This is a genomic window from Fodinicurvata halophila (assembly GCF_042651425.1).
GTDB classification, from domain to species: Bacteria; Pseudomonadota; Alphaproteobacteria; order Kiloniellales; family DSM-21159; genus Fodinicurvata; species Fodinicurvata halophila.
Window position 1 is genome coordinate 211,091 of the sequence record NZ_JBHSCW010000001.1, and the last position, 21,863, is coordinate 232,953.

The 21,863-nt window shown below is 65.1% G+C and carries 23 protein-coding genes; 14 read left to right on the forward strand and 9 right to left on the reverse strand.

Annotated elements, in window-relative coordinates; all coding sequences use genetic code 11:
• Positions 1-11: 11 nt before the first annotated feature.
• Positions 12-914, reverse strand: a complete 903-nt coding sequence (locus ACFOW6_RS01030; RefSeq protein WP_382420249.1) for a dimethylarginine dimethylaminohydrolase family protein — start codon at positions 912-914, stop codon at positions 12-14.
• Positions 915-1,041: 127 nt separating this feature from the next.
• On the opposite strand from ACFOW6_RS01030, the gene ACFOW6_RS01035 reads away from it, so the two are divergent.
• The 4 genes from ACFOW6_RS01035 to ACFOW6_RS01050 all read left to right on the forward strand — a co-directional run bounded on the left by ACFOW6_RS01035 (position 1,042) and on the right by ACFOW6_RS01050 (position 3,693).
• Complete coding sequence (locus ACFOW6_RS01035) at positions 1,042-1,473, forward strand: Lrp/AsnC family transcriptional regulator (RefSeq protein ID WP_382420251.1); 432 nt, start codon at positions 1,042-1,044, stop codon at positions 1,471-1,473.
• Between the two features lie 254 nt (positions 1,474-1,727).
• Positions 1,728-2,315 carry a TetR/AcrR family transcriptional regulator gene (locus ACFOW6_RS01040; protein WP_382420253.1) on the forward strand — a complete coding sequence of 196 codons (588 nt, stop codon included), beginning with the start codon at positions 1,728-1,730 and terminating at the stop codon, positions 2,313-2,315.
• Positions 2,316-2,367: 52 nt separating this feature from the next.
• Entirely contained in the window at positions 2,368-2,643 is a 276-nt protein-coding gene (locus tag ACFOW6_RS01045) for a DUF1127 domain-containing protein (RefSeq protein ID WP_382420255.1), read from the forward strand.
• A 111-nt stretch (positions 2,644-2,754) separates the two neighbouring features.
• On the forward strand, positions 2,755-3,693 hold the full coding sequence (locus ACFOW6_RS01050; RefSeq protein ID WP_382420257.1) for an AEC family transporter: 939 nt from the start codon (positions 2,755-2,757) through the stop codon (positions 3,691-3,693).
• Here the strand turns inward: ACFOW6_RS01050 and ACFOW6_RS01055 are convergent, their stop codons facing one another.
• Positions 3,694-6,486: an ATP-dependent DNA helicase gene (locus tag ACFOW6_RS01055; protein ID WP_382420259.1), complete on the reverse strand. Its 2,793-nt coding sequence runs from the start codon at positions 6,484-6,486 to the stop codon at positions 3,694-3,696. It abuts the gene before it with no gap.
• Positions 6,487-6,744: 258 nt separating this feature from the next.
• On the opposite strand from ACFOW6_RS01055, the gene ACFOW6_RS01060 reads away from it, so the two are divergent.
• The 6 genes from ACFOW6_RS01060 to ACFOW6_RS01085 all read left to right on the forward strand — a co-directional run bounded on the left by ACFOW6_RS01060 (position 6,745) and on the right by ACFOW6_RS01085 (position 11,666).
• Positions 6,745-7,095 (forward strand): hypothetical protein, encoded by a 351-nt coding sequence (locus ACFOW6_RS01060; protein ID WP_382420261.1) that lies wholly within the window; start codon positions 6,745-6,747, stop codon positions 7,093-7,095.
• 454 nt (positions 7,096-7,549) lie between these two features.
• Positions 7,550-7,903, forward strand: a complete 354-nt coding sequence (locus ACFOW6_RS01065) for a hypothetical protein (protein ID WP_382420263.1) — start codon at positions 7,550-7,552, stop codon at positions 7,901-7,903.
• Positions 7,904-8,173: 270 nt separating this feature from the next.
• On the forward strand, positions 8,174-9,751 hold the full coding sequence (locus ACFOW6_RS01070; protein ID WP_382420265.1) for a lysine--tRNA ligase: 1,578 nt from the start codon (positions 8,174-8,176) through the stop codon (positions 9,749-9,751).
• 51 nt (positions 9,752-9,802) lie between these two features.
• Positions 9,803-10,444: a trimeric intracellular cation channel family protein gene (locus ACFOW6_RS01075; protein WP_382420267.1), complete on the forward strand. Its 642-nt coding sequence runs from the start codon at positions 9,803-9,805 to the stop codon at positions 10,442-10,444.
• A 188-nt stretch (positions 10,445-10,632) separates the two neighbouring features.
• Positions 10,633-10,932, forward strand: coding sequence for a GFA family protein (locus tag ACFOW6_RS01080; RefSeq protein ID WP_382420269.1), 300 nt, complete (start codon positions 10,633-10,635; stop codon positions 10,930-10,932).
• 542 nt (positions 10,933-11,474) lie between these two features.
• Positions 11,475-11,666 carry a hypothetical protein gene (locus ACFOW6_RS01085; protein WP_382420271.1) on the forward strand — a complete coding sequence of 64 codons (192 nt, stop codon included), beginning with the start codon at positions 11,475-11,477 and terminating at the stop codon, positions 11,664-11,666.
• Between the two features lie 256 nt (positions 11,667-11,922).
• Here ACFOW6_RS01085 and ACFOW6_RS01090 read toward each other — a convergent pair whose 3' ends face one another.
• The 4 genes from ACFOW6_RS01090 to ACFOW6_RS01105 form a co-directional block, all read right to left on the reverse strand.
• Complete coding sequence (locus ACFOW6_RS01090) at positions 11,923-13,164, reverse strand: alpha/beta hydrolase family protein (protein ID WP_382420273.1); 1,242 nt, start codon at positions 13,162-13,164, stop codon at positions 11,923-11,925.
• A 127-nt stretch (positions 13,165-13,291) separates the two neighbouring features.
• The gene (locus ACFOW6_RS01095; RefSeq protein WP_382420275.1) at positions 13,292-13,576 is read right to left on the reverse strand and encodes a hypothetical protein; all 285 of its coding nucleotides are present in this window, start codon (positions 13,574-13,576) and stop codon (positions 13,292-13,294) included.
• A gap of 110 nt (positions 13,577-13,686) precedes the next feature.
• Positions 13,687-13,860 carry an entericidin A/B family lipoprotein gene (locus tag ACFOW6_RS01100; protein ID WP_382420277.1) on the reverse strand — a complete coding sequence of 58 codons (174 nt, stop codon included), beginning with the start codon at positions 13,858-13,860 and terminating at the stop codon, positions 13,687-13,689.
• 268 nt (positions 13,861-14,128) lie between these two features.
• Positions 14,129-16,366 carry a primosomal protein N' gene (locus tag ACFOW6_RS01105; RefSeq protein WP_382420279.1) on the reverse strand — a complete coding sequence of 746 codons (2,238 nt, stop codon included), beginning with the start codon at positions 16,364-16,366 and terminating at the stop codon, positions 14,129-14,131.
• A gap of 164 nt (positions 16,367-16,530) precedes the next feature.
• Here ACFOW6_RS01105 and fsa point away from each other — a divergent pair, with 164 nt between their 5' ends.
• Genes fsa through ACFOW6_RS01120 form a run of 3 tightly spaced genes read left to right on the forward strand, consistent with a single transcriptional unit; the run spans position 16,531 to position 18,909 of the window.
• The gene (gene fsa / locus ACFOW6_RS01110; protein WP_382420281.1) at positions 16,531-17,193 is read left to right on the forward strand and encodes a fructose-6-phosphate aldolase; all 663 of its coding nucleotides are present in this window, start codon (positions 16,531-16,533) and stop codon (positions 17,191-17,193) included.
• A gap of 1 nt (position 17,194) precedes the next feature.
• A complete protein-coding gene (locus tag ACFOW6_RS01115) occupies positions 17,195-17,965 on the forward strand; it encodes a DUF484 family protein (protein ID WP_382420283.1) in 771 nt (256 codons plus the stop codon).
• Entirely contained in the window at positions 17,944-18,909 is a 966-nt protein-coding gene (locus tag ACFOW6_RS01120) for a tyrosine recombinase XerC (RefSeq protein ID WP_382420285.1), read from the forward strand. The genes ACFOW6_RS01115 and ACFOW6_RS01120 overlap by 22 nt, the downstream gene beginning before the upstream one ends.
• Positions 18,910-18,926: 17 nt before the next feature.
• Here the strand turns inward: ACFOW6_RS01120 and ACFOW6_RS01125 are convergent, their stop codons facing one another.
• Positions 18,927-19,328 carry a BLUF domain-containing protein gene (locus tag ACFOW6_RS01125; RefSeq protein ID WP_382420287.1) on the reverse strand — a complete coding sequence of 134 codons (402 nt, stop codon included), beginning with the start codon at positions 19,326-19,328 and terminating at the stop codon, positions 18,927-18,929.
• Positions 19,329-19,516: 188 nt separating this feature from the next.
• Positions 19,517-20,497: a 2-hydroxyacid dehydrogenase gene (locus ACFOW6_RS01130; RefSeq protein ID WP_382420289.1), complete on the reverse strand. Its 981-nt coding sequence runs from the start codon at positions 20,495-20,497 to the stop codon at positions 19,517-19,519.
• A 169-nt stretch (positions 20,498-20,666) separates the two neighbouring features.
• Here ACFOW6_RS01130 and ACFOW6_RS01135 point away from each other — a divergent pair, with 169 nt between their 5' ends.
• Positions 20,667-21,215, forward strand: coding sequence for an SH3 domain-containing protein (locus ACFOW6_RS01135; RefSeq protein WP_382420291.1), 549 nt, complete (start codon positions 20,667-20,669; stop codon positions 21,213-21,215).
• A gap of 29 nt (positions 21,216-21,244) precedes the next feature.
• Here ACFOW6_RS01135 and ACFOW6_RS01140 read toward each other — a convergent pair whose 3' ends face one another.
• Positions 21,245-21,838, reverse strand: a complete 594-nt coding sequence (locus ACFOW6_RS01140) for a DUF3501 family protein (RefSeq protein WP_382420293.1) — start codon at positions 21,836-21,838, stop codon at positions 21,245-21,247.
• Positions 21,839-21,863: the final 25 nt, after the last annotated feature.

Here is a 21,863-nt window from a genome sequence, read left to right on the forward strand (position 1 = left end):
TCTCCTTGGGCTCAGGCCTCGGTAAAGCTGTGTACAGGGTGGGCCGCACCGGCGGCCAGCGGAGTGCTGCTGCGGTCGAGGCGCAGCGTCATGCAGTAGGCGGCGCCGCCCGACAGGATGAAGGGCTCTAGGTCCAGTTCGATGCAGCGATAGCCGCGTGTCTCAAGCTCCTCCTTCAGGCGCTCCGTACCCTTGGCCATGATGATGTCGCGGCCCAGGTTGACGGCGTTGAGACAGAGCAGGTCGGCCTCCGCCGAACTGGCTTCGATGCGCAGATCGGCGGGCACGCGGCGGCGGATCTCGGCCCGGGAAGCCTCCGAGAGCGCACCCGGATAGAAGACCACTTCCCCGCCCGGCAGCGGGTAGAAACAGACGTCCAGGTGATAGTAGCGCGGTGAAACCAGTTCCAGCGGCACCACGGGAAAGCCGAAGTGCCTCTCGATGGCGGCGGCGGACTCGCGGGAGGAACGCTGCCCCCAGCCGACCCAGAAGTGACGGCGCAGCGGGTCCCAGATGCAGTCGCCCGCACCCTCCTGGACAACGCCCTCGGGCAGCTGGGCCACCTCCTGCAGGCGGCCGTGGTCGCGGAGCTGTTCGAAGAAGGCCTGGAAATGCGGCTCCTCCCCCTGGCGTTCCGCATAGAGGAAACGCGCCATCAGGGCGCGGCCGTCCAGGACCACGGCGGCGTTCGCCGGGAACAGCATGTCCGGCAGGCCGGGCTGGCCCGGCACCACCTCGACCGCGGCACCGGCCTGTTCCAAGGCCAGGCGCAATGCCGTCCAGCAGGTCACGGCGTGGCGATGGCGCTCGTCCGGCGCGGCCGACCAGCGCGAGGGATCCATCCAGGGATTGATGGAATAACTGACCTCGTAATGGGCCGGATCGGTCATCAGGAACGTGGGAGCGTTCGTCATTCATTGCCTCCGGGACAAAGCGAATTGTCCCTGAGTCTGGCCCTAAAAGAAGTTGGCATAAAGGGCATGAAGTGCCACTTTCGTCATCTATATTGACGATTTGATATGTAAATCTGGCAGAATGACGATGACTGCTACCCTCGACGACACCGACCGCCGACTCATCGCCCTGCTGCGCAGCGACGCCCGCCTGCCGGCGTCCAGCTTGGCGGCCGAATTGGGCGTTTCGCGCAGCACCGTGCAGAATCGCATCGATCGCCTCAAGCGCGACGGACTGCTGCTGGGCTTCACCGTGCGCCTCAAGCCCGAGGCCGAGCCGGCCCCGGTGCGCGCCATCACCATGATCGAGGTCCAGGGCAAGGCCGCCGAGCGTGTTCTCAAGACCCTGCGGGGCTTCCCCGAGATCGCCACCCTGCACACCACCAACGGTCGCTGGGACATCGTCGCCGAACTCCACAGCAGCGACCTGGAGGCCTTCGACAAGGCCCTGAACCGCCTGCGCCTGGTGGAAGGCATCGCCCACACCGAGACCAGCCTGCTGCTGTCGACCTATAAGTAGGGACGTGCAATGGGTCGGTGCTTCCATCCAATGCCGGTGCCGAGACGCTTCGAGGCATGCCCCTTCGGGTCATGCACCTCAGCGTGAGGATTATATAATAATATCAATTAGTTATTACCCTCATGCTGAGGCGGGCCGCGCCAGCGGCCCCTCGAAGCATGCTGGCACAGGCGTTTCCGTAGACACGGACCACAGCAAGCTCGCGCAGAAGGCATGCCTTGACTCCACTAGACGACCGGTCTATTTTTAAATTCATGACCCAGACGAACACACGCGAGCTACTCATCGACGAGGGACTCAAGGCGCTGCTGGCCGGCGGCTACGACGGCACCGGCATCGGGCCGGTGCTGAAGGCGGCCGGGGTGCCCAAGGGCTCGTTCTATCACTTCTTCGACAGCAAGGAGGCCTTCGCCCTCGCCGTGCTGGACGCCTACGCCGAGCACTATGGCCGGGCCCGGCGCGAGATCCTCCATGATCGGAGCCGTTCGCCCCTGGAGCGCCTGCGGCGCTACTTCACCTACATGAGCGAGCTGCTCGCCCGGGAAGACTTCGGCGGCTGTCTGTTCGGCAACCTGGCGCTCGCCAGTGCAACCCGCAGCCCCGCTTTCCGTGAAAGGTTGCAGAAGGGCTTCCGGGCTTGGCAGAGCGACCTGACCGACGTTCTGCAGGATTCCCAAGCCGCAGGCGAGATCGCAGAAGATCTGGAGCCTGAGGAAACGGCCGCCTTCCTGATCGACGCCTACGAGGGTGCCCTGCTGCGCGCGAAAAGCGAAGGCGACACGATTCCCCTGGAGCGCTTCGTGCACTTGACCCTTACCCGAGTATTGTCACCGCCCAACTGACGCCCTCGGCGGAACCAGCAGGGAACCATAAGACCGTGGAAAGGAGATCATCATGGCCATTTTAGAGACGACCGGTCTACTTGCACACAATTCCCCGCATCCAGCACGCGGTGTGCGGCACCCAGCCCTGTCCTTCTGGGAGCGTCTGGCTGCGTTCGCCCAGGCGCGGGAGCGGGCCCGCCGGCATCGCAAGGCCCGGGCAGAACTGGCCGCTCTGGACGCACGACTGCTCTGCGACATCGGCTGCCCCTACCTGGAAAGGCGAGACGACCGGGCACCACGCTATCGTCCTCTGGCTGCCCCCGTCCTGCATATCCGCGCGGAGTGAGCTGACCGGCCCGCGAAAGTCCAGCCCGGCGAGCCCTGCTTGCCGGTCAACACGGCCCTGCGGCCTGGGGGCTCGACAAACTGGCTCCGAAACGGGAAAGTGCGCGCCGTCATGACCGCCATTCTCAACGTCGTTCTCCCCGTCTTCGGACTCATGCTGGCCGGTTACCTGGTGGGCCGCGCAGGCCTGCTGGGCGAGGACAGCGGGCGTGCGCTCAACGGCTTCGTCTATTACGTCGCCCTGCCGGCACTCTTCTTCGGCTCGATGGCCGAGGTCCCTCTGCAGCACATCTTCAACTGGCCACTCATCCTGGCCTTCGGCGGCGGCACGCTGATCACCTTCATACTCGCGATCGCCGTGGCGCTGATCTTTTTCCGCGGCCGCTTCGGGGAAGTCAGCCTGCACAGTCTGACGGCCATCTTCTCCAACACCGGCTACATGGGCGTGCCGCTGCTGCAGATCGCGTTCGGCCAGGAAGGCGTGCTGGCCGCCGTCATCACCACGGTCATCACGGCGGTGGTCGTGGTCGGGGCCGGAGTCATCCTGCTGGAACTGGATCGCCACAGGAACAGCGCCCCCCTGGTGGTCGCCCGCAACGTGACCCGCAGCCTGGCGAAGAATCCCCTGATCATTTCGGCCCTGGCCGGCATCCTCTATTCCGCAAGCGGCCTGCCCCTGCCCCAGCCGATCGCCACCTTCATGGAGCTCGCGGGCAATGCTGCAGCCCCCGCAGCCCTCTTCGCCATCGGCCTGTTCATGGTGGGCAAGTCATTGACCGAAGGCATGGGCGAGGTGGTCTGGATCTCTTCGCTCAAGCTGCTGGTCATGCCGCTGATCACCGCCTGGCTGGCCTATTCGGTGCTGGACATGCAGGGGGTCCCGGCCAAGGCCGCCGTTATCCAGGCAGCGCTTCCAACCGGCGCCCTGATGTTCGTGCTGGCCCAGCAGTATGGCGTCTACGTCCAGCGCGCGACCTCGGTGATCCTGATCTCCACGGTGATCTCGGTCCTCACGCTCTCGGCACTCTTCGTCGCCCTCGGCGTGCAATAATCAGCCGGCCAGGAAGTCGCGGGTCTCCGCCAGCGCCTCGGCCAGGCCCACGCGCTTCGGCTCCACCCCTTCGGGGAAGGCGCCATAGAGGCGCGAGGGCATGCGCGAGTCCAACAGCACGAAGACGCCGCGGTCGTCGCCCCGGCGCACCAGCCGCCCGAAGGCCTGGCGCAGCCGTAGGCGGGTCAGCATCTCGTCGTACTGGCGCTTGCCGAAGTGTTCGCGCCGCGCCTTGTGGCGCAGGTCCGGGCGCGGCCAGGGCACGCGGTCGAAGGCGATCAGGCGCAGGGCCCGGCCCGGCACGTCCACACCGTCGCGCACGGCATCGGTGCCCAGCAGGCAGGAGTCCGGCTCGGCCCGGAACATCTCGATCAGAGTCGAGACATCCACGCCATCCAGGTGCTGGGCCAGCAGTTCCAACCCGGCCTCCTCCAGCGGCCGCACGATGCGCCCGTGCACGGCCTTGAGGCGCGAGATCGCAGTGAACAGCCCCAGCGCTCCGCCGCCCGAGGCCAGGAACAGCTCGCGCATGGCCGCGGCGATCTGGTCCGGATTGTCCCGCGCCAGGTCGGTGATGATGAAGACGCGGGTCTGGCTGGCATAGTCGAAGGGCGAAGGCACCCGCGCCCGCGTCGGCGCGGACAGCAGGTGCGCAGCCCCCGTGCGCGCCTCGGCCGCCTGCCAGTCGCCCTCGGTGGCGCCCGTGCGGTCAGTCAGCGTGGCCGAGGTCACCACGGCGCCGTGCGCCGGTTCCAGCACCGTCTGCGCCAGCGGGATGGTCGGGTCGATCCAGTGGCGGTGCAGGCCGACGTCGATATCCCGGCCCTCGATACGATCCACCGCCAGCCAGTCCACGTATTGCTCCGGCGTCTCCTCGGACAGCGCCGCCAGCATGGAGCGCCAGGCCGAAACCTGGACGATGGCGCGGCGCTCCAGCGAGCGCTGGGCGGCCTCGATGCGCCGCCGGGTGTCGCTGTCCAGCTGCGCCGCCTCGGCATCCAGGCGCCGTGCCAGCAGGCGCTTCAGCTCCTCCAGCGGCCCCAGAAGCTTCTCCAGCGCCCGGTCCAGTTCGGCGGCGCTGCTCAGCAGCTCGTCGTTGGCCGGATGCACCTCGGATTCCAGGCTGTATCCCTCGGCGGCGCGCGGCGCCCGGGCATGAACCTGACGACGCACCTGCAGCAGGAAGGCCTCGCAGGGGCCTTGCGGCTGGCCATCGTTCAAGCGCGCATGCCAGCCCTCGCCCGGCAGAACGACGGCCGCGCGCACGATGGCATGTACCGCGTCGGACAGCTGTTCGTCCTGGGCCACCAGCTCCTCCAGGCGCCGTTTCAGGCCGCGCAGGCGGCTGGCCGAACCGCCGCGCCGGCTCTCGGCGCCCAGCAGCCAGCGCCGCAGCTCCAGCCCCTCCTGCCCGCTCAGGTGCGCCGAGAAGGCGGCGTCGGCCGCATCGAACAGGTGATGGCCTTCGTCGAAGACATAGCGCAGCGGCAGGTGCCCGTCCTCGGCCCCGCCCATGGCCGCCTGGATCAGCACCAGCGCGTGATTGGCTACCACCAGGTTTGCCCGGCGCGCCCGGCGGATCGATTTCTCGATGTAGCACTTGCGATAGAACTCGCAGGCCGAATGGATGCACTCGCCGCGCCGGTCAGCCAGGCCCAGGGTGCGCGCCCGGCCCAGCAGGTCGACCAGCCAGCCCGGGAAGTCGCCGCCCACCATGTCGCCGCTGCGCGTGCGCGCCGCCCAGCGCGCCACCAGGCCCAGCGCGATGGCCTGGTCCGAGGCCTGCGCCCCGCTGACCGAAGGGACACGTTCGGCGTAGTTCAGCAGGCAGAGATAGTTCTCCCGTCCCTTGCGCACCACGACGCGCTGGCGCTTCTCGGACGCCTGGGGGTAGAGGCGGTCCAGTTCGCCATCCAATTGATGCTGAAGATTGCGCGTGAAGGTGGACAGCCAGACCGGCGCCTCGTTCTTCTCGGACCACAGGCTGGCCGGCGCGATATAACCCAGGGTCTTGCCCACCCCGGTCCCGGCCTCGGCCAGCACCATGTTGGGGGCGCCCTCGTCGGCGCGCGGCTGGAAGGCCGTCGAGATCGCCGAGGCATAGTCCGCCTGCTGCGGACGTTCCTCGGACTCGTCCCCAAGCAGCTCGGCCAGGCGCGCCCGCGCTTCGGGGGCTTCCACCGCTGCGCTGGAGGGCTGGGGCTCAGGGGCATGGTCGCTCCATTCGCCCAGCTTCTCCCAGACGCGATAGCCCTGCCCCAGGCGCGGCGGGGTGCCGCTGCCGTCATGCAGCCCCAGGGCCTGCATCACCCAGGGGCCCCAAAGCCAGCCGGCCCGCGCCATGGTGTAGGCGATGCCCGCCGCCGCAGCATCCTCACGCGACAGCGCCTCCAGCTCGCGCAGCAGCAGGTCGGCACAGCGGTGCAGGGTGACCGCCTGGTCCTCCAGGCTCTCGGGCTGCGGCAGGCCCAGCGCCTGCGCCATGCCGCGCGGCGTCGGCGCGCAGAAGCTTGCCGGCCGCGTGAAGGCATAGAGCTCCAGCACGTCATAGGCCCGGAATCCCGCCTCCAGGCCCAGCCGACGTCCCGCAGCCCGAGCGTGGCAGACCAGCGGCGCCTCGTCCTTGACCCGGCGTGCCGCCTCCTTCGGCGAAAGCCAGTCCACCTCGCCGTCGGAGGTCAGCCAGAGCACGCGCGTGACCCCCGCCAGCATCACCGGAGGCGGCTGGTCGGGCAATGTGACCTGCGTACCAGGTTCGGGGAAAAGGGCTGACTCGGGATCGCTGGCGCTCATGGCGCGAGAGTATAACCACGCCCGGTCTTAAACCAGAGACGATACATGGGTGTCATTGCAGGAAGACAGCCGATTTCGCTGGTTTCGAGTTCATCGCTGCCTCGGATGGAAGACCCCAAACAACCTGACAAATATGTGGAAAAAATAAGGAAAAAAACACGCTGAAATCACAAAGTCGTTTCAGGCTGCATATCTGACTCCCACAGAATTTGTCTCTCTAGAGACACTCGAGAGAATGATTTCAACGTGGAGGTAGAGATGAATACGGAAAGAATCCTGAATAGAGGAAAACCTTATATTTTAGGTGGCATTCTCGGCGTCATAGCCGCGGTGATCATAGGATTCAGTGCCGGATGGGTTGTGACTTCCGACACGATGGCTGAGGAAGTCTACAGTGCCCGCACCAATGCCTATGCCACCGTGTGTGCCACCAACAGCATGGAGAGCTGGAAGGAACAGGGCAACGAGATGGACGCGCTCGGTGGATATTCCAATGAAGAGCGCGATGCATTGATCAAGCAGAACATGCCGGTTCTCCCCAACACCAATTCGAATCTCAGCGAAAGCATACAAGACAACTGTGAAGACAAGATCCGTTCACAGGTCTGAGGCTCGCGCCGGAACGAGCGAACAAACGGCAAAGACCTTCCGGCAACAATCTCCTATCCAACTGATCCCGCCATCCTGGCGCAGGCCTCGAGCCGCGTCAGGGTGGCCTTTTTGTTGCCTGCGTTCGCAGGTGCCCCCACCCGCCCGGAGGGGAACAGACTTGAGGTCGGGGACATCCGGTTCGCACACCCCAGATCGGCACAACAGTGCAAGGCAAACGCCCGGTCCTCCAAGGCGCCCGAATTGCCGCTCTTCGGGCAATGCAGGCCTGTCGCCGCTCGCCACGCACATCCCGCTGGGCCGAACCGCGGAACGGCGTTCTCTGGCGGCATGATCGTGATAGAAAAATCACCTGAATGACACAGAATTGGCGTATTTCCCCTTCCTCCTTGCCACCGTCCTTGCTTATGGCAAGATATTGAAAAAACTCATATTTTGAGAAAGGAGATAGAAAATGAATACAGGGGACATCTGGGGACAGGCAAAGCCCTACATTATAGGCGGTGCAATCGGAGTGGTCGCAGCAATCATCATTGAATTCAGTGCGGGCTGGGTCGTTACCTCCGGCACCATGGCCGAGGAGGTTCAGAGCGCCCGCACCAATGTCTATGCCACGGTCTGCGCCACCAACAGCATCGAAAGCTGGAAGGACGAGAACAGGGACATGGCGGAGCTGGAAGGCTTTTCCAATGACCAGCGCGACGCCTTGATCGAACGCAACATGCCCGTCCTCGCCGACAATGCGGCAACCGGTCTCGCCGACGATATACAGGACGCCTGCGAGGACAAGATCCGCGCACAGGTATAAGCCTTGTGCCGGCGGAAACGGCGGCAGGCAACTTCAGACAGTCACAGGGACCCTATCCCCCTACCCTGCCACCCTGACGAACCTCGAAGTCTCGTCAGGGTGGCTTTTTTATCTGCCGCTGCAGGGTGGCGGCATACTGCGCCCTGAGCCCCATCAGAGTCCCCTGCTGTGAACAGGGGAGCTTTGCAGCCCTGAACATTGACGGATCGCGGGCCCGCGCCTAGTTTCCCGGCGCATTGAGGGATTTTTCTGGAACACGGCGGACAAGCGATGGCGAGCGAACGCGAACTGGCTCTTGCGGGCAAGGCCTGGCCCTTCGAGGAGGCGCGCAGGATACTGGACCGGCTGGACGGCAAGGCGCCCGAGAAAGGCTACGTCCTCTTCGAGACCGGCTATGGCCCCTCGGGCCTGCCGCACATCGGCACCTTCGGCGAGGTGGCGCGCACCACCATGGTGCGCCGCGCCTTCCAGCGCATGAGCGACATCCCCACCAAGCTGTTCTGCTTCTCCGACGACATGGACGGCCTGCGCAAGGTACCCGACAACGTGCCCAACGCCGACATGCTGCGCGAACATCTGGGCAAGCCGCTGACCCGCATTCCCGATCCCTTCGGGGAACACGAGAGCTTCGGCCATCACAACAACGCGCGCCTGCGCCGTTTCCTCGATTACTTCGGCTTCGAGTACGAGTTCCAGTCCTCGACCGACTGGTACACCTCCGGCGGGTTCGACACGGCGCTGCTGAACGTGCTGCGCCACTACGACGAGGTCATGGACGTCATGCTGCCCACCCTGGGCGAGGAGCGGCAGAGGACCTACAGCCCCTTCCTGCCCGTCTCGCCCAGCACCGGCCAGGTCCTGCAGGTGCCGATCCTGGAGCACAATACAGAGGCCGGCACCGTCGTCTTCGAGGACGAGGACGGCAGGAAGGTCGAGCAGCCGGTCACCGGCGGGCGCTGCAAGTTGCAGTGGAAGCCCGACTGGGGCATGCGCTGGTACGCGCTGGGCGTCGACTACGAGATGTCGGGCAAGGACCTGATCGAGTCCGTGAAGCTGGCCAGCCGCATCTGCAAGATCCTGGGTCATCGCCCGCCCGAGGGCTTCAGCTACGAGCTGTTCCTGGACGAGAACGCCCAGAAGATCTCCAAGTCCAAGGGCAACGGGCTGACCATCGACGAGTGGCTGACCTATGCCCCGCAGGAGAGCCTGGCGCTCTACATGTTCCAGAAGCCGCGCACGGCCAAGCGCCTGTATTTCGATGTCATCCCCAAGACGGTGGACGAGTACCTCTCGCACCTGGGCAAGTTCGAGACCGAGGAGCCCGAGCGCCAGCTGGAGAACCCGGTCTGGCACATCCACAACGGCCAGCCGCCGCGCGAAGCCACCCATGTGAGTTTCAGCCTGCTGCTGAACCTTGTGGGCACCTGCAACAGCGACGATCCGGCGGTGATCTGGGGCTTCATCTCGCGCTACGCGCCTTCGGCGACGCCGGAGAACGATCCCCTGCTCGACCGGCTGGTGCATTACGCCATCGCCTATTACCGGGATTTCGTGAAGCCCACCAAGCAGTACCGAACCCCGGAGGCGGGCGAGCGCGCTGCGCTGGAGGACCTGCTGCAACGCCTGGAGCAGCTGCCCGACGACGCCGAGAGCGAGACCATCCAGAACGAGGTCTACGCCGTGGGCAAGGACCATGCCTTCGAGCCGCTGCGGGCCTGGTTCAAGACCTGCTACGAGATCCTTCTGGGCCAGCAGCAGGGGCCACGGCTCGGTTCTTTCTTCGCGCTCTATGGGCTGGAGAACAGCCGCCAGCTGATCCGCGAGGCCCTCGCCCAGGAAACCGTCTAGGCGCCCCACGCTCGCTTCACATCCTCAGCAAAGGCCCGGGAGGACAGGACCATGCAGGAAACCCTCTACTGGCTGGACCTTCTGGGCGTGGCAGTCTTCGCCGCCTCCGGCGCACTGACCGCCTCGCGCAAGCAGATGGACATCTTCGGCTTCGCGCTGATCGCCACGGTCACCGGAATCGGCGGCGGCACGGTGCGCGATCTGCTGCTGGGCATCCAGCCGGTCTTCTGGATCAACGACCCGGCCTATCCCCTGACCTGCGTGGCCATTGCCGTCATGGTGTATTTTACCGCCCACCTGGTGGAATCGCGCTTCCGCACCCTGCTCTGGGCCGACGCGCTGGGCATTTCCATGTTCTGCATCACCGGCGCCGCCATTGCGCTCGCGGCCGGGGCGCCGCCGGTCTCGGCCGTCATCCTGGGCACCGTCACCGCCACCTTCGGCGGCCTGACCCGCGACGTGCTCTGCAACGAAATCCCGCTGATCCTGCGGCGCGAGATCTATGCCACCGCCGCCGCCGCGGGCGCCACGGTCTTCGTGGTCCTCGACCTGCTGGGCACCCCCGCCTGGCTGGACATCGCGCTGGCCTTCACCACCGCACTCGCCCTGCGCGGCGCGGCACTCACCTTCGGCCTCTACTTCCCCGTCTACAAGACCCGCCCGGGCCGCGACTACAGCGACGACGGCTCGTGAGGATCAGGCAACTGCGCCTTCCTTGTCGAGCTTCCCCTGTGCAGAGATAGTTCCGATTCTACCGAGCTCTCTGAGCATGCAGTCTTGCATGATTCCCATACGCTGCGAGATCCTGTCCTTTTGCAATCGCATTAGCGACAACGGTTCCGGCACGTACATGCGGAACGCCATACACGGAGGGCGCGCAAATGACGAGCGAGATTACGGGTGGATGCCTGTGCGGCGGTGTCCGGTACCGCGCAAGCGGCACCCCATTGAACTCGAGGATCTGTCATTGTCGGCAGTGCCAGAAAGCGGTCGGTGCGGCCTTCAACGCGCGGATCCTGTTCCCGGCCGATCAGGTCCATCTTGAAGGGCGGCACAAGACCCGACACTCCTCGTCCGATCTGTTGCGCGGCTTCTGTCCCGACTGCGGAACGTCCGTCTTCACGCATAGACTGTCATCCGACTGGATCAGCGTAACCGCGGGATCGCTGGACAGACCCTAGGAGTTCAAGCCCGAAGCGCATACCTGGATCAGCGAGAAGCAACCGTGGCTGACGCTTGACGACAGCCTTCCGCAATTCCAGCGCATGCCGAGCTGATCCTTCTCAAGGAGGTCATTGTTCAAAGGCTTTGCCCGATCGTTCAGTGCCGGGAGTCACGCACTGAGAGAGCTTCATTTCAGGTACTGAAATTGCATCGAACTGCCCGCTCCAGGGAGCATTCTTCTGCCGGTGGGAAACGATCCGGCTACAGACTTCTGCACTGACGATAAGGCAAGAACGAGAGGACGTTCATTCTCTCAGGAAGGCGATTCCTGTGGCTGTTCGGCCACAGAATCAGAAATTCCATGCACGGGCAGAGTGTAGCCTGATGTTTCGCTTTGCGGACCCCGTATCCCGGCACTTTATTCTGCTCTCAAGATACGATGTCTTAACGATTTTCCCTTAGTTTTCGCTCTGCCGTCACGCTTGGCGGCAAAACACCGTTTCAATGCGGCGCAGCATCCGTGCGAGGCCGATTTTTGGGCATGGATGGAGAACGAGCCATGGACAACACATCACAGGTCCAGCCCCAGGACCCGCCAGCAATCGACAATGCCCTCAACACGGAGTCCGGACCGGAAGCGGCTACCAATGTTGCCCGGGTCAACAGTCCGGGCGAGCTGGCGGCGCTTGGTGTCGTCTTCATGGCTGTATCCTTTATCGCTCTCGGAGCTTTCGCCTCCCTGATATTCTGACATCGACACGGCCCCGAGGGATGCTGCTTCACGGCGCGAGTAGGTGACATTGGATACGCTTCTGGGGGTGATGACCGCGCTCAGACCAGGAGCAGACATGACCGCCTGAAACGGGGTCATGCCTCAAGTCCATTCAAGCCTTCAGGCAACGCTATATCGTGGCACCGGATATAATGGGGACACGCCTTTTTGATTGCCTGTGCATGGATCTACAAGTCTACAAGTACAGCCTCATGGCCCTCGGTCGGAACGACTCCTACGCCATCTCCTGGCGTGATCTCGCGGTGCCGGGACGATCTTTCGCCAGCACCTCGTCCAGCCAGGCGAACGCCCGTTCGTCGAAGGTCTCGCGGCCCAGACCCTCGCAGTGGCCGGCGGTGCCCTCGGCCGCAGTGAAGCGCTGGAAGGTCACCTCGGCCTCCGTCATGGCGTTGGCCAGCAGCTGGCCCTGGCCCGTGGAGACCGGATCCTCCTCGTTGTCGCAGATCAGGCTGGGGCAGGTGATCCGCTCCGCCGCATCGCGGTTGTGGAAGTTCACCAGCTGCCGGCAATAGGCCTGTACGCTTTCCACGCCGTGGGCGACCATGCGCGGCCGGAACAGCAGGGCGCCCTCGGGGCTCTCGGCCAGCTTCTCGAACAGGGCCCAGGCCTCCGGGCCATCCTCGTCCAGGCGCTCGATCATGGTCGGCGGCAGGCGAGAGAGCATGGCCGCGCCGATATCGTACTGCCCGGGGTCGGTGACCAGCGCGGCCAGGCGGCTCTCGCCGGCGGCGCCGCGCGGCACCAGATAGCCGCCGAAGCTGACGCCCACGGCCACCAGACTCGCCGGGTCCAGCCGGGGATCCGTCAGGGCCCGGTCGATCACGGCACCCAGCACCGTCGCGTAGTCGGCGCGCATGTAGGCGCGCGTTTCGGGATCATAGAGGGTCTTGCCCTGCCCCGGCCCGTCCACGGCCAGCACGGCGTAGCCGCGCGCCAGGGCAGGCAGTCCCACCATGACCAGCATCTCCTCCAGCGTGGAATCGTAGCCCGAAGGCAGCAGCAGGGTGGGCCAGGGCCCGCCGTGCGACTGCGGCAGGGCGAGATAGCCGTGCAGGGAGCGATCCTCGAAGGGGATGCGCAGGACTTCGCCGGCGTGCTCGCCAAGCGCCATGAAGGCCCGAAAACAGGCCTCGGCCCGCGGCCAGCTGGACTGCAGTTCCGCGCAATCCAGGTTGATGCGATGAAAGAAGCCCGCCTGGCGCCAGGCCTCGCTGGCGCGCAGGAAGAGGCGCCGCGCCGTCTCGCCACGACCGGCCGCCTGCTCCTGCTGTCCCCGCCGTTCCAGGCCTTCGGCCAGCTGCCGCCAGGCCGCATGCCAGCTGTCCGTGTCGCCGTCGTGAATGGCGGCGGCCGTGGCCAGCACCTCGCCGATCGAGGCGGCGCCGAGGTAGCTCTTGCCCAGGCCACGCTGCAGCTGGGCATTGAAGTCCCGTGTCGCGAACGGTGCGAAGTTCATTCTGAGCATCTCCCTCCACCCGACCGTCAAGGTCGAATTGATGACAGCCTTCTTACTGGCTTGTTCTAAGGCCGTCCGATGATGGACCTCCGCAAGATTCTTGCAAGTTCAATCAAGGACAGGGGTATCAGCTATTTTGTTCCTTCAGAATGTCGGGATCGAATGGCGGGCGGGCGAATATCTCGCGCAGCATCGGCTCGAAATGGGACAGCGGCTTCGTGGGATAGTCCGGATCGAAGGCCTCCTGGTCCCAGTCGCGGCAGAAGCGCTGGCAGTTCTCGAAATAGGGATGGGCGGCATAACGCAGGTGCCGGTCCGTGGGCAGGCCCAGGGAATTGAGGACTTCGAGCCTGATGTCCGGATCTACTACAACAACTACCCCCTTCTGCTGCAGGCTGCGGCTGCATACCACCCCCGAAGAACCGACAAACGAAAACGGCTGCCTCCTGCTGGATGGCAGCCGTTTTCGATCGGTAGAAAGATAAGGTCTGCGGTCCCTCGGCGGGGCCTGGTCGCCGACCCTCAGTCTTCCAGTTCCTCTTCGGCCTCGCGAGCGGTTTCGCTGGTCGCCTCGCCGGCGGCCTGAGTATCTTCACCCAGACCTTCAATGGTATTGCAAGCAGAAAGCGCGCTTCCTGCGCCGAGTGCAAGTATAGCCAAAAGAACCGGCGTCTTCAAAACTGATGCAATATTCATTTTGATTTCCTTTCGTTTTATTCCATTACGGCTGGATACGTGGTATATGGCTGTGAAAATTCAACATGTGACTTCCGCATGGAGGCTGTGACCATAATATGGCATCCGGAATGACCTGCTCTCCATAGGCAGGGCACCAACCGTTATCATATCGTGGCCTGGTCCGCGGCGCCCCTGGTCCGGTCCCTCTCATGCCAGGGGAGCTCTCACCGAGCCAGTGCCTGGCCGGCCACCTGCGCAATACTCGCAGTACGGGGACCTGGTGTCGCTACAGGAAACTGTAGGGATCGATGTCGATGGCCAGGCGCACGCCTCCCCTCAAGGGCACCTTGCCGCGCCAGTCCGCCAGCAGTTTCTGCAGCGGCAGGTCGCGGCGCGCCTTGACCAGGAAGCGGCGGCGGTGCCGGCCGCGCAGGACGGCCAGCGGTGCCGGCGCCGGCCCCAGGATATCCAGTCCTTCGGCCCGCGGCGCCGTGCGGGCCAGGGCGCGCGCGGCCTCGTCCGCCTTTTGCCCGTCCGGGGCCGAGACGATCAGCGCCGCCATGCGCGAGAAGGGCGGCAGGAAGCCGCGCTCGCGCGTGTCTGCCTCATGCTCGAGGAAAGCTTCTCGATCCCCCGATTGCAGGGCCTGCAGGACAGGATGCTCGGGCAGGTAACTCTGCAGCAGGACCCGTCCCGGGCGCTCTGCGCGGCCGGCGCGCCCGGCCACCTGCTGCAGCAGTTGATAGGTGCGCTCGGCCGCCCTCAGGTCGCCCCCGTTCAGCCCCAGGTCCGCGTCGACAACCCCGACCAGGGTCAGCCAGGGGAAGTGATGGCCCTTGGCAACGATCTGGGTTCCGACGATCAGGTCCACCTCGCGCTCCTGGATCTGGCGCATCAGGTCCTGCGCCGCTGCGGGGCCGGGCAGCGTATCGCTGGACAGCAGCAGGTGGCGCGCTTCGGGGAACAGGATGCGCACCTCCTCCTCCAGGCGTTCGACGCCCGGGCCGCAGGCCACCAGGCTGTCCTCCTCGCCGCAGGAGGGGCAGCTTCGCGGCAGCGGTGCACGATAGCCGCAGTGGTGGCACTGCAGCTGGCTGCGTTGGCGGTGCTCCACCAGCCAGGCCGTGCAGTCGGGGCATTCGATTCGGTGACCGCAAGCGCGGCAGAGTGTCAGCGGCGCATAGCCGCGCCGATTGAGGAACAGCAGGGCCTGCTCGCCCTGCTCCAGTGTCTCGGTTATGGCCTTGCGCAGGCTCGGGGCCAGCCAACTCTGGCCGCCGCTCGGCAGGCGTTCCGGACGATCTCTTCGCATATCCAGGATGGCGACCTCGGGCAGGCTGGCGCCGCCGTGACGCGCCGGCAGGTGCGCCACCTCGTACTTGCCGGCGCGCACATTGAGAACGCTTTCCAGCGACGGCGTCGCGGAGGCCAGGATGACGGCGAACTGCCCCAGCTGGCCGCGCACCACGGCCATGTCCCGGGCCTGATAGATCACCCCGTCTTCCTGCTTGTAGGCCGGGTCGTGCTCTTCGTCGACCACGATCAGGCCCAACTCCTGGAACGGCAGGAACAGCGACGAGCGCGCCCCCACCAGGACCCGCGCCTCGCCGTCGGCCACGGCGCGCCAGGTGATACGCCTCTGGGCGGGGGTCAGGTCGCTGTGCCATTCCGCCGGCCGCACGCCGAAACGCCGTTCGAAGCGCTCGATCCACTGCGAGGACAGGGCGATCTCAGGCTGCAGTACCAGCACCTGTCGCCCCTGGGCCAGGGCCGCGGCCACCGCCTCGAAGTAGACTTCCGTCTTGCCGGACCCGGTGACGCCATCCAGCAGGGTCACGGAAAAAGCCGAGTCGGTGACCTTTCGGGACAGGGTCTCGGCCACAGCTGCCTGACCTTCCGACAGCCGGTGCCCGCAGCGCCCGGCATCGGGCGGCGCGAACACAGCCCGCGGGCGCTGGGCCAGGGAGTCCAGCAACCCGGCCTCCACCAGGCCCTTGACCACCGAGGTGCTGACCCCGGCTTCACGGGCCAGCACCCCGGGGGGATGCGCGAATCCCTGTTCGGCCAGCTCCAGGACCCGTCGGCGCGCCTCCGTCAGGCGAAAATCCTCCGGCACCGCCTGCGCGCTGCGTGTCAGAACCCTCTGCGGTTCGGGAGGGTCGAGCGCGGCGGGAACCGACACCGCCATGCGCAGCACGGCCCCGGGCGGAGCCAGGGTATAGCCCGCCACCCAGGTGATGAAGCGCCGCTGCACCCGCGACATGGCCGGCACCGAATGAACGCGGGCCACGCTCTTCAGCTTTTCCGCCGAGACTTCCGCGCTGTCCTGCCGTCCCCAGACCACGCCCGGCAGACGACGCTGACCCAGCGGCACCTCGACAATCGTTCCCCGTGTCACCGACAGGGTTTCCGGCAGGTGATAGCTGTAGGGCTGCTCCAGCGGCAGGGGAAGCAATACGGCAACGACGCTTCCGCCCTCGATCACCTCTTCATCCGCACCAAGGCTGGCAGGCAATGAAACCATGGGCTAGACTGGACTCCACGGAACAGGAACGACAGGCTCTCCGAACCCGCTTCACGGACGGCCGCCAAGGAAGACAGACGGCAGAGGATCGGGACTGGACGCAGACGACATGAGGTTCTATCACCTCGCGCAAGGTTAAAGGCAAACCCGGAGTTCTACATACCATGAAGTTTTTCATCGATACTGCCGACCTGGACGAGATCCGCGACCTTGCGGCGACGGGCCTGGTCGACGGCGTCACCACCAATCCCTCGCTGATTGCCAAGAACGGCGGCAATTTCCTCGATGTCATTCAACAGATTTGCGCGATCGTTCCGGGCCCTGTCTCCGCCGAAGTGACCGCGACCGATCACGAGACCATGCTGGCCGAGGGCCGCCGCCTGGCAAAGCTGGCGGACAATGTCTGCGTGAAGGTGCCGCTGACCCCTGACGGGCTGAAGTCCTGCAAGGCCCTGTCCGAGGAGGGCACGCAGGTCAACGTCACCCTCTGCTTCTCGCCGGCCCAGGCCCTGCTGGCCGCCAAGGCGGGCGCCAGCTATATCTCGCCCTTCATCGGGCGCCTGGACGATATCGGCACCGACGGCATGGAGCTGATTTCCCAGATCCTCGAGATCTACGCCAACTATCCGGAACTGGGCACGGAGGTGCTGGTCGCATCCGTCCGCTCACCCATGCACGTAGTGGAATCGGCGCGTCTCGGCGCCGATGTGGCGACACTTCCGCCGGCGGTGCTGCGTTCGCTCTTCAAGCATCCGCTGACCGACAAGGGACTCGATGCCTTCCTGGCCGACTGGGCGAAGACCGGGCAGAACATTCTGGACACGTAAGATGACACGCAAACGGCAAGACGCCGCGCAGGAACCGCCAAAGGGAGAAGAGCCCGGAACCTCCGAGACCTCGGCGCGCACGGCGATCAATGCCGACATGGTGGCGGCCTGGTTGCGCCGCCACCCTGACTTCCTGGCCCGGCACCCGGACATCCTGGATTCGCTCGATCCGCCCGCCACCCCCGGCCTGGAAGAGGCCGGGCGCAGCGTGATCGACATGCAGCAGGCCATGGTCCTGCGGCTGCGCCAGGAGAACGAGGACCTGCGGCGCGCCCGCGACGAGATGATCACGACGGTGCGCGGGAACCTGCATTCCCAGCACAAGATCCACGATGCCGTTGTTTCGCTGCTGTCGGCGAAGTCCTTCGAACACCTGATCGAGACCATTGCCAACGAGATGCTGGTGCTGCTCGATCTGGACGCCACCTCTCTCTGTGTCGAGAACGAAACCGACAAGGTCCCCAGGATGTATCTCGGCCGCGTCCAGTGCCTGCCGGCCGGCAGTGTCGACGCGCTCTTCGGGCCCTCAGCGCGGGTGGTCCTGCGCGACAACCAACCCGGCGATCCCGCCCTCTTCGGACCGGCCAGCGAACTGGTCGAGTCGGACGCCCTGCTACGCCTGTCGATCTCGGCCAACACGCCTCCGGCCCTCCTGGCACTTGGCAGCCGGCATCCCGACCACTTCTCCAACACCCAGGGCACGGAGCTCCTGCAGTTTCTCGGCCACTGCCTCGAACGCCTGATACGCGGATGGCTGGAGATACCGGAATAGTCCCCGGCCTGCAGGCCAACAGCGACCTGCTGCATCTCATAGAGAGCTGGCAGCGCTGGTTGGCGCATGAAAAGCGCATGTCCGCGCACACCCTGCAGGCCTACACCCGCGATCTCTCGGCCTTCCTGGATTTCCTGCGCGAGCATCAGGGATACCTGCCCGACACGGCCATGCTCGCCGGCCTGTCCACGGCCGACTTCCGGGCCTGGATGACCCGGCGCACGCTGAACGGCCTGCAGAAAAGCTCCAGTGCCCGCGCGCTATCGACACTGCGCAACTTTTATCGCTGGGCGGCGCGCAACGGACATTTCGACAACCCCGCAATCACTGCCCTGCGCAGTCCACGCCAGGGCCTGCAGGTGCCCAAGGCCCTCGACGAACAGGATGCCCGCGCAGCCCTCGACTCCGTTCAGGACCTGGATGAGCGGCCCTGGATCGGCAAGCGTGACACGGCGATCCTGCTGCTGCTCTATGGGGCAGGCCTGCGCATCGGCGAGGCGCTGTCCTTGACGCCGGCGGACCTGCCGGGACCGGGACAGGAAGTGCTGGTGGTCACCGGCAAGGGCAACAAGCAGCGCCAGCTGCCCCTTCTGCCCGTGATCCAGCAGGCCCTGCAGGACTACATGGCGCACTGTCCGCACGACCTGCCGCCAGACCGGCCTCTGTTCCGCGGCGTGCGCGGAGGGCCGCTGTCCGCGCGAATCGTCCAGGGGCGCATGCAGGAGCTGCGCGGCTGGCTGGGCCTGCCGGAGAAGGCCACGCCGCACGCCCTGCGCCATTCCTTCGCCACCCACCTGCTGGCCGGCGGCGGCGACCTGCGCGCGATCCAGGAACTGCTGGGCCATGCCTCGCTGTCAACGACCCAGCGCTATACAGCGGTGGACAGCGCCGGCCTGCGCCGGGTCTACGACCAGGCGCATCCACGAGCCCGGCGCGGCAGCTAACCCCCTTCCGTTCGGGCTCAGCGCATGCTGCAAGCAAATTCCTTGAGAATGCGCAGGGCGCTTGGATCGTTGTCCGCAACAGGCTCGGGACGTTCCAGGAAGCGTGTCATGCCGTTCACATCCAGATCCGTCCAGCCGGCACGCCGGAAGCCCATGGACCAGTTGCCGAAGATTCGCTCCCCGACAGGCGTGCTCAGTATCTCGATCAATCCCGAATGGCGGGGATCGTTTGCGATCGTCTCCTTCAGGGTCAGGATCGCATTCTTCGGCCCTTCGATGACCTGCATGAAATTGCCCTCGACATAGAGCAGCATGCCGGTGATATCGCGCCGCGCATTGTTGCGGCGGCTGGTTTCAAGGATGTCGACTAGGGTTTCCTCGTCCATCAGAACCGGTGTGCTGCTGACATAGAGGAGCATATGCAGGTCTCGGGCATGATGACCTGACTTTCGTTCTATTACATTCATTCGGAAGTATCTCTGGTTGTTCTTGTAGCAATAGTGTTGGAGGTGCCGGGGACAGGCACTCCAGGTATAAACTGCTACAAGGCCGGAGGCTGGCAAGGGCAAGATACCCAATTCTTGGGGGTATCCAGACGAAACAGCCCCTAGAACATCGTCTCCAGGACGCGGTCCGGCGGGGTATGCCCGTCCACGAAGGTCTTGATGTTGATGATGACCTTCTCGCCCATGGCATGGCGCCCTTCGATGGTGGCCGAGCCCATGTGCGGCAGGGCGACCACGTTGGAGAGCTTCAGCAGCTTCGGGTTGATCGCCGGCTCGTGCTCGAAGACATCCAGGCCGGCCCCGGCCATGTCGCCGCCGCCCAGCATGCGGACCAGGGCGTTCTCGTCGATGACCTCGCCCCGGCTCGTGTTCACCAGGATCGAATCCGGCCGCATCAGCTTCAGGCGGCGTGCGGACAGCAGGTGATAGGTAGCCGGCGTATGCGGGCAGTTGACCGAGACGATGTCCATGCGCGCCAGCATCTGGTCCAGGCTTTCCCAGTAGGTGGCCTCCAGCGGCTTCTCGATGTCCTCGTGCAGGCGCCGGCGGTTGTGGTAGTGGATCGACAGGCCGAACCCCTTGGCGCGCCGGGCCAGCGCCTGGCCGATCCGGCCCATGCCGATGATCCCCAGGCGCTTGCCCCAGATGCGGTGGCCCAGCATCGAGGTCGGGCTCCAGCCCGTCCAGTTGCCGGCGCGCACCAGGCGCTCGCCCTCGGTCAGGCGTCGTGCGACCGCCAGGATCAGCGCCATGGTCATGTCGGCGGTGTCCTCGGTCAGGACGCCCGGTGTGTTCGTCACCGTGATACCGCGGGCACGCGCCGTCTTCAGGTCGATGTGATCGACGCCGGTGCCGAAGGAGGCGATCAGCTGCAGCTGGTCGCCAGCCTGGCTGAGCACCGAGGAATCGATTCGATCCGTAACTGTGGGAACCAGGACGTCCGCGGTCCGCACCGCCTCGATCAGGTCCTCCTGGCTCATGGGCGTATCGTCCAGGTTCAGGCTGCAGTCGAACAGCTCCATCATGCGCGTTTCGATCAGGTCCGGAAGGCGCCGTGTGACGATGACCTTGGGTTTGTCCATGAGATTCCTGTCCGCTGCCTGTTTTGACCGTCTGCCCGAAACTCCCCCGCCGGATACGCGGTAGCGCGCGTTTAGCAGGGCGTGACGCTGTTTGTCCAGCCCGCGGGACTTGACCGGAATCGGCAAAGCCGCCTAGCTAGACTGAACAAAATCTTCGGTCTGTTCCACCGTGCGCACAATCCTTGTCTTCATCCTGGCTGCATTTTTCCTGCTTCTTGCGGCACCTGACGGCCCGCGGGCTGAGGATGACGATGGTTCACAGGACCGCACGGATGTGGAACGGCCTGGCCGCACTGGCCTGCCGATCCCCCGTTTCGTCTCCCTGCGCTCCAATGAGATCAACCTGCGCAGCGGTCCCGGTGTACGCTACCCCATCGAATGGGTCTACCGACGCCGCGGCCTGCCGGTTGAGATCATCGACGAGTTCAGTACCTGGCGCCGCATTCGCGATTGGGAGGGTACGGTCGGCTGGGTTCACCAGTCCATGCTGAGCGGGGAACGCACCCTGCGCATCCTTCCCAACGAGGACGACATCCCCATACTGCTCCGCGAAGAGCCCAGCGCCACGTCCGAGGCGGTGGCCGAACTGCGGCCGGGCGCCCTCGGCAAGCTGGAGAGCTGCGAGGGCGAGTGGTGCTATGTCACATTTTCAGGACTGGAAGGTTGGCTGCCCCGCGCTGACTTCTTCGGCGTCTACGAGACGGAAACCCTGGACTGAGCCCCTTCCCGGTCGCGAGGGGGACCTCCTCAGTCGAAATCCTCGGCCAGCGTGGCGCGGACCTGCTCAGGCAGCACCGCGATGTGGGAATAGGCCTGATGGGTGAATCCGACCATGATCTTGGCCCCCTCTTCCCGGAACGCGGCAACCTGCTCGTCCGTGAAGGGAAAGTGGATGAACTGGACGGACGAGGCCTTGCCCTCGGCGGTGGTGCGGTCGACGTCCACCTCCGGGCGGCCTTCGATGCGTTCGCCGTTGACCTCGAAGAAGGCGGTCTCCTCGACGCCGCCCAGCTTCGCCAGGAAGGCGTTGCGGCGCACCGGGTCGTCGATCTCGAACATCACGGTCGCCACCAGTTCGCGGCCCTTGGGGATCAGCGGGTTGTAGGCGGCCAGCTCGTCCGGGATCTGCTCCTCGCCCCCCTTCTCGATGTAGAGCATCTCCTGGATCTGCGACCACATGGTCTCGTAGTTCTCGAAATAGAAGCTGCACACCGGCCCCACGTCGCAGCGTCGGTTCTGCTTGCGCTTCACCAGATCGCTGCGCAGCTTCTTGCGTTCCGCCTCGTACCTCTCCATTGGCCAGATATCTTCTTTCGTGATCTCTTTCTTCGAGGCGCTCATCTTTCCAGGCTCCTTTCAGGCTTCC

Bases quoted from the DNA above. Each gene is read 5' to 3' on its own strand.
- ACFOW6_RS01045 (WP_382420255.1), top strand. From the start codon at position 2,368: ATGGCCATTTTAGAGACGACCGGTCTACTTGCACACAATTCCCCGCAT.
- ACFOW6_RS01065 (WP_382420263.1), top strand. From the start codon at position 7,550: ATGAATACAGGGGACATCTGGGGACAGGCAAAGCCCTACATTATAGGC.
- fsa (WP_382420281.1), top strand. From the start codon at position 16,531: ATGAAGTTTTTCATCGATACTGCCGACCTGGACGAGATCCGCGACCTT.
- ACFOW6_RS01070 (WP_382420265.1), top strand. From the start codon at position 8,174: ATGGCGAGCGAACGCGAACTGGCTCTTGCGGGCAAGGCCTGGCCCTTC.
- ACFOW6_RS01075 (WP_382420267.1), top strand. From the start codon at position 9,803: ATGCAGGAAACCCTCTACTGGCTGGACCTTCTGGGCGTGGCAGTCTTC.
- ACFOW6_RS01050 (WP_382420257.1), top strand. From the start codon at position 2,755: ATGACCGCCATTCTCAACGTCGTTCTCCCCGTCTTCGGACTCATGCTG.
- ACFOW6_RS01080 (WP_382420269.1), top strand. From the start codon at position 10,633: ATGACGAGCGAGATTACGGGTGGATGCCTGTGCGGCGGTGTCCGGTAC.
- ACFOW6_RS01060 (WP_382420261.1), top strand. From the start codon at position 6,745: ATGAATACGGAAAGAATCCTGAATAGAGGAAAACCTTATATTTTAGGT.
- ACFOW6_RS01115 (WP_382420283.1), top strand. From the start codon at position 17,195: ATGACACGCAAACGGCAAGACGCCGCGCAGGAACCGCCAAAGGGAGAA.
- ACFOW6_RS01125 (WP_382420287.1), bottom strand. From the start codon at position 19,328: ATGCTCCTCTATGTCAGCAGCACACCGGTTCTGATGGACGAGGAAACC.
- ACFOW6_RS01100 (WP_382420277.1), bottom strand. From the start codon at position 13,860: ATGAATATTGCATCAGTTTTGAAGACGCCGGTTCTTTTGGCTATACTT.
- ACFOW6_RS01140 (WP_382420293.1), bottom strand. From the start codon at position 21,838: ATGAGCGCCTCGAAGAAAGAGATCACGAAAGAAGATATCTGGCCAATG.
- ACFOW6_RS01030 (WP_382420249.1), bottom strand. From the start codon at position 914: ATGACGAACGCTCCCACGTTCCTGATGACCGATCCGGCCCATTACGAG.
- ACFOW6_RS01120 (WP_382420285.1), top strand. From the start codon at position 17,944: ATGGCTGGAGATACCGGAATAGTCCCCGGCCTGCAGGCCAACAGCGAC.
- ACFOW6_RS01090 (WP_382420273.1), bottom strand. From the start codon at position 13,164: ATGAACTTCGCACCGTTCGCGACACGGGACTTCAATGCCCAGCTGCAG.
- ACFOW6_RS01105 (WP_382420279.1), bottom strand. From the start codon at position 16,366: ATGGTTTCATTGCCTGCCAGCCTTGGTGCGGATGAAGAGGTGATCGAG.
- ACFOW6_RS01040 (WP_382420253.1), top strand. From the start codon at position 1,728: ATGACCCAGACGAACACACGCGAGCTACTCATCGACGAGGGACTCAAG.
- ACFOW6_RS01130 (WP_382420289.1), bottom strand. From the start codon at position 20,497: ATGGACAAACCCAAGGTCATCGTCACACGGCGCCTTCCGGACCTGATC.
- ACFOW6_RS01035 (WP_382420251.1), top strand. From the start codon at position 1,042: ATGACTGCTACCCTCGACGACACCGACCGCCGACTCATCGCCCTGCTG.
- ACFOW6_RS01085 (WP_382420271.1), top strand. From the start codon at position 11,475: ATGGACAACACATCACAGGTCCAGCCCCAGGACCCGCCAGCAATCGAC.
- ACFOW6_RS01055 (WP_382420259.1), bottom strand. From the start codon at position 6,486: ATGAGCGCCAGCGATCCCGAGTCAGCCCTTTTCCCCGAACCTGGTACG.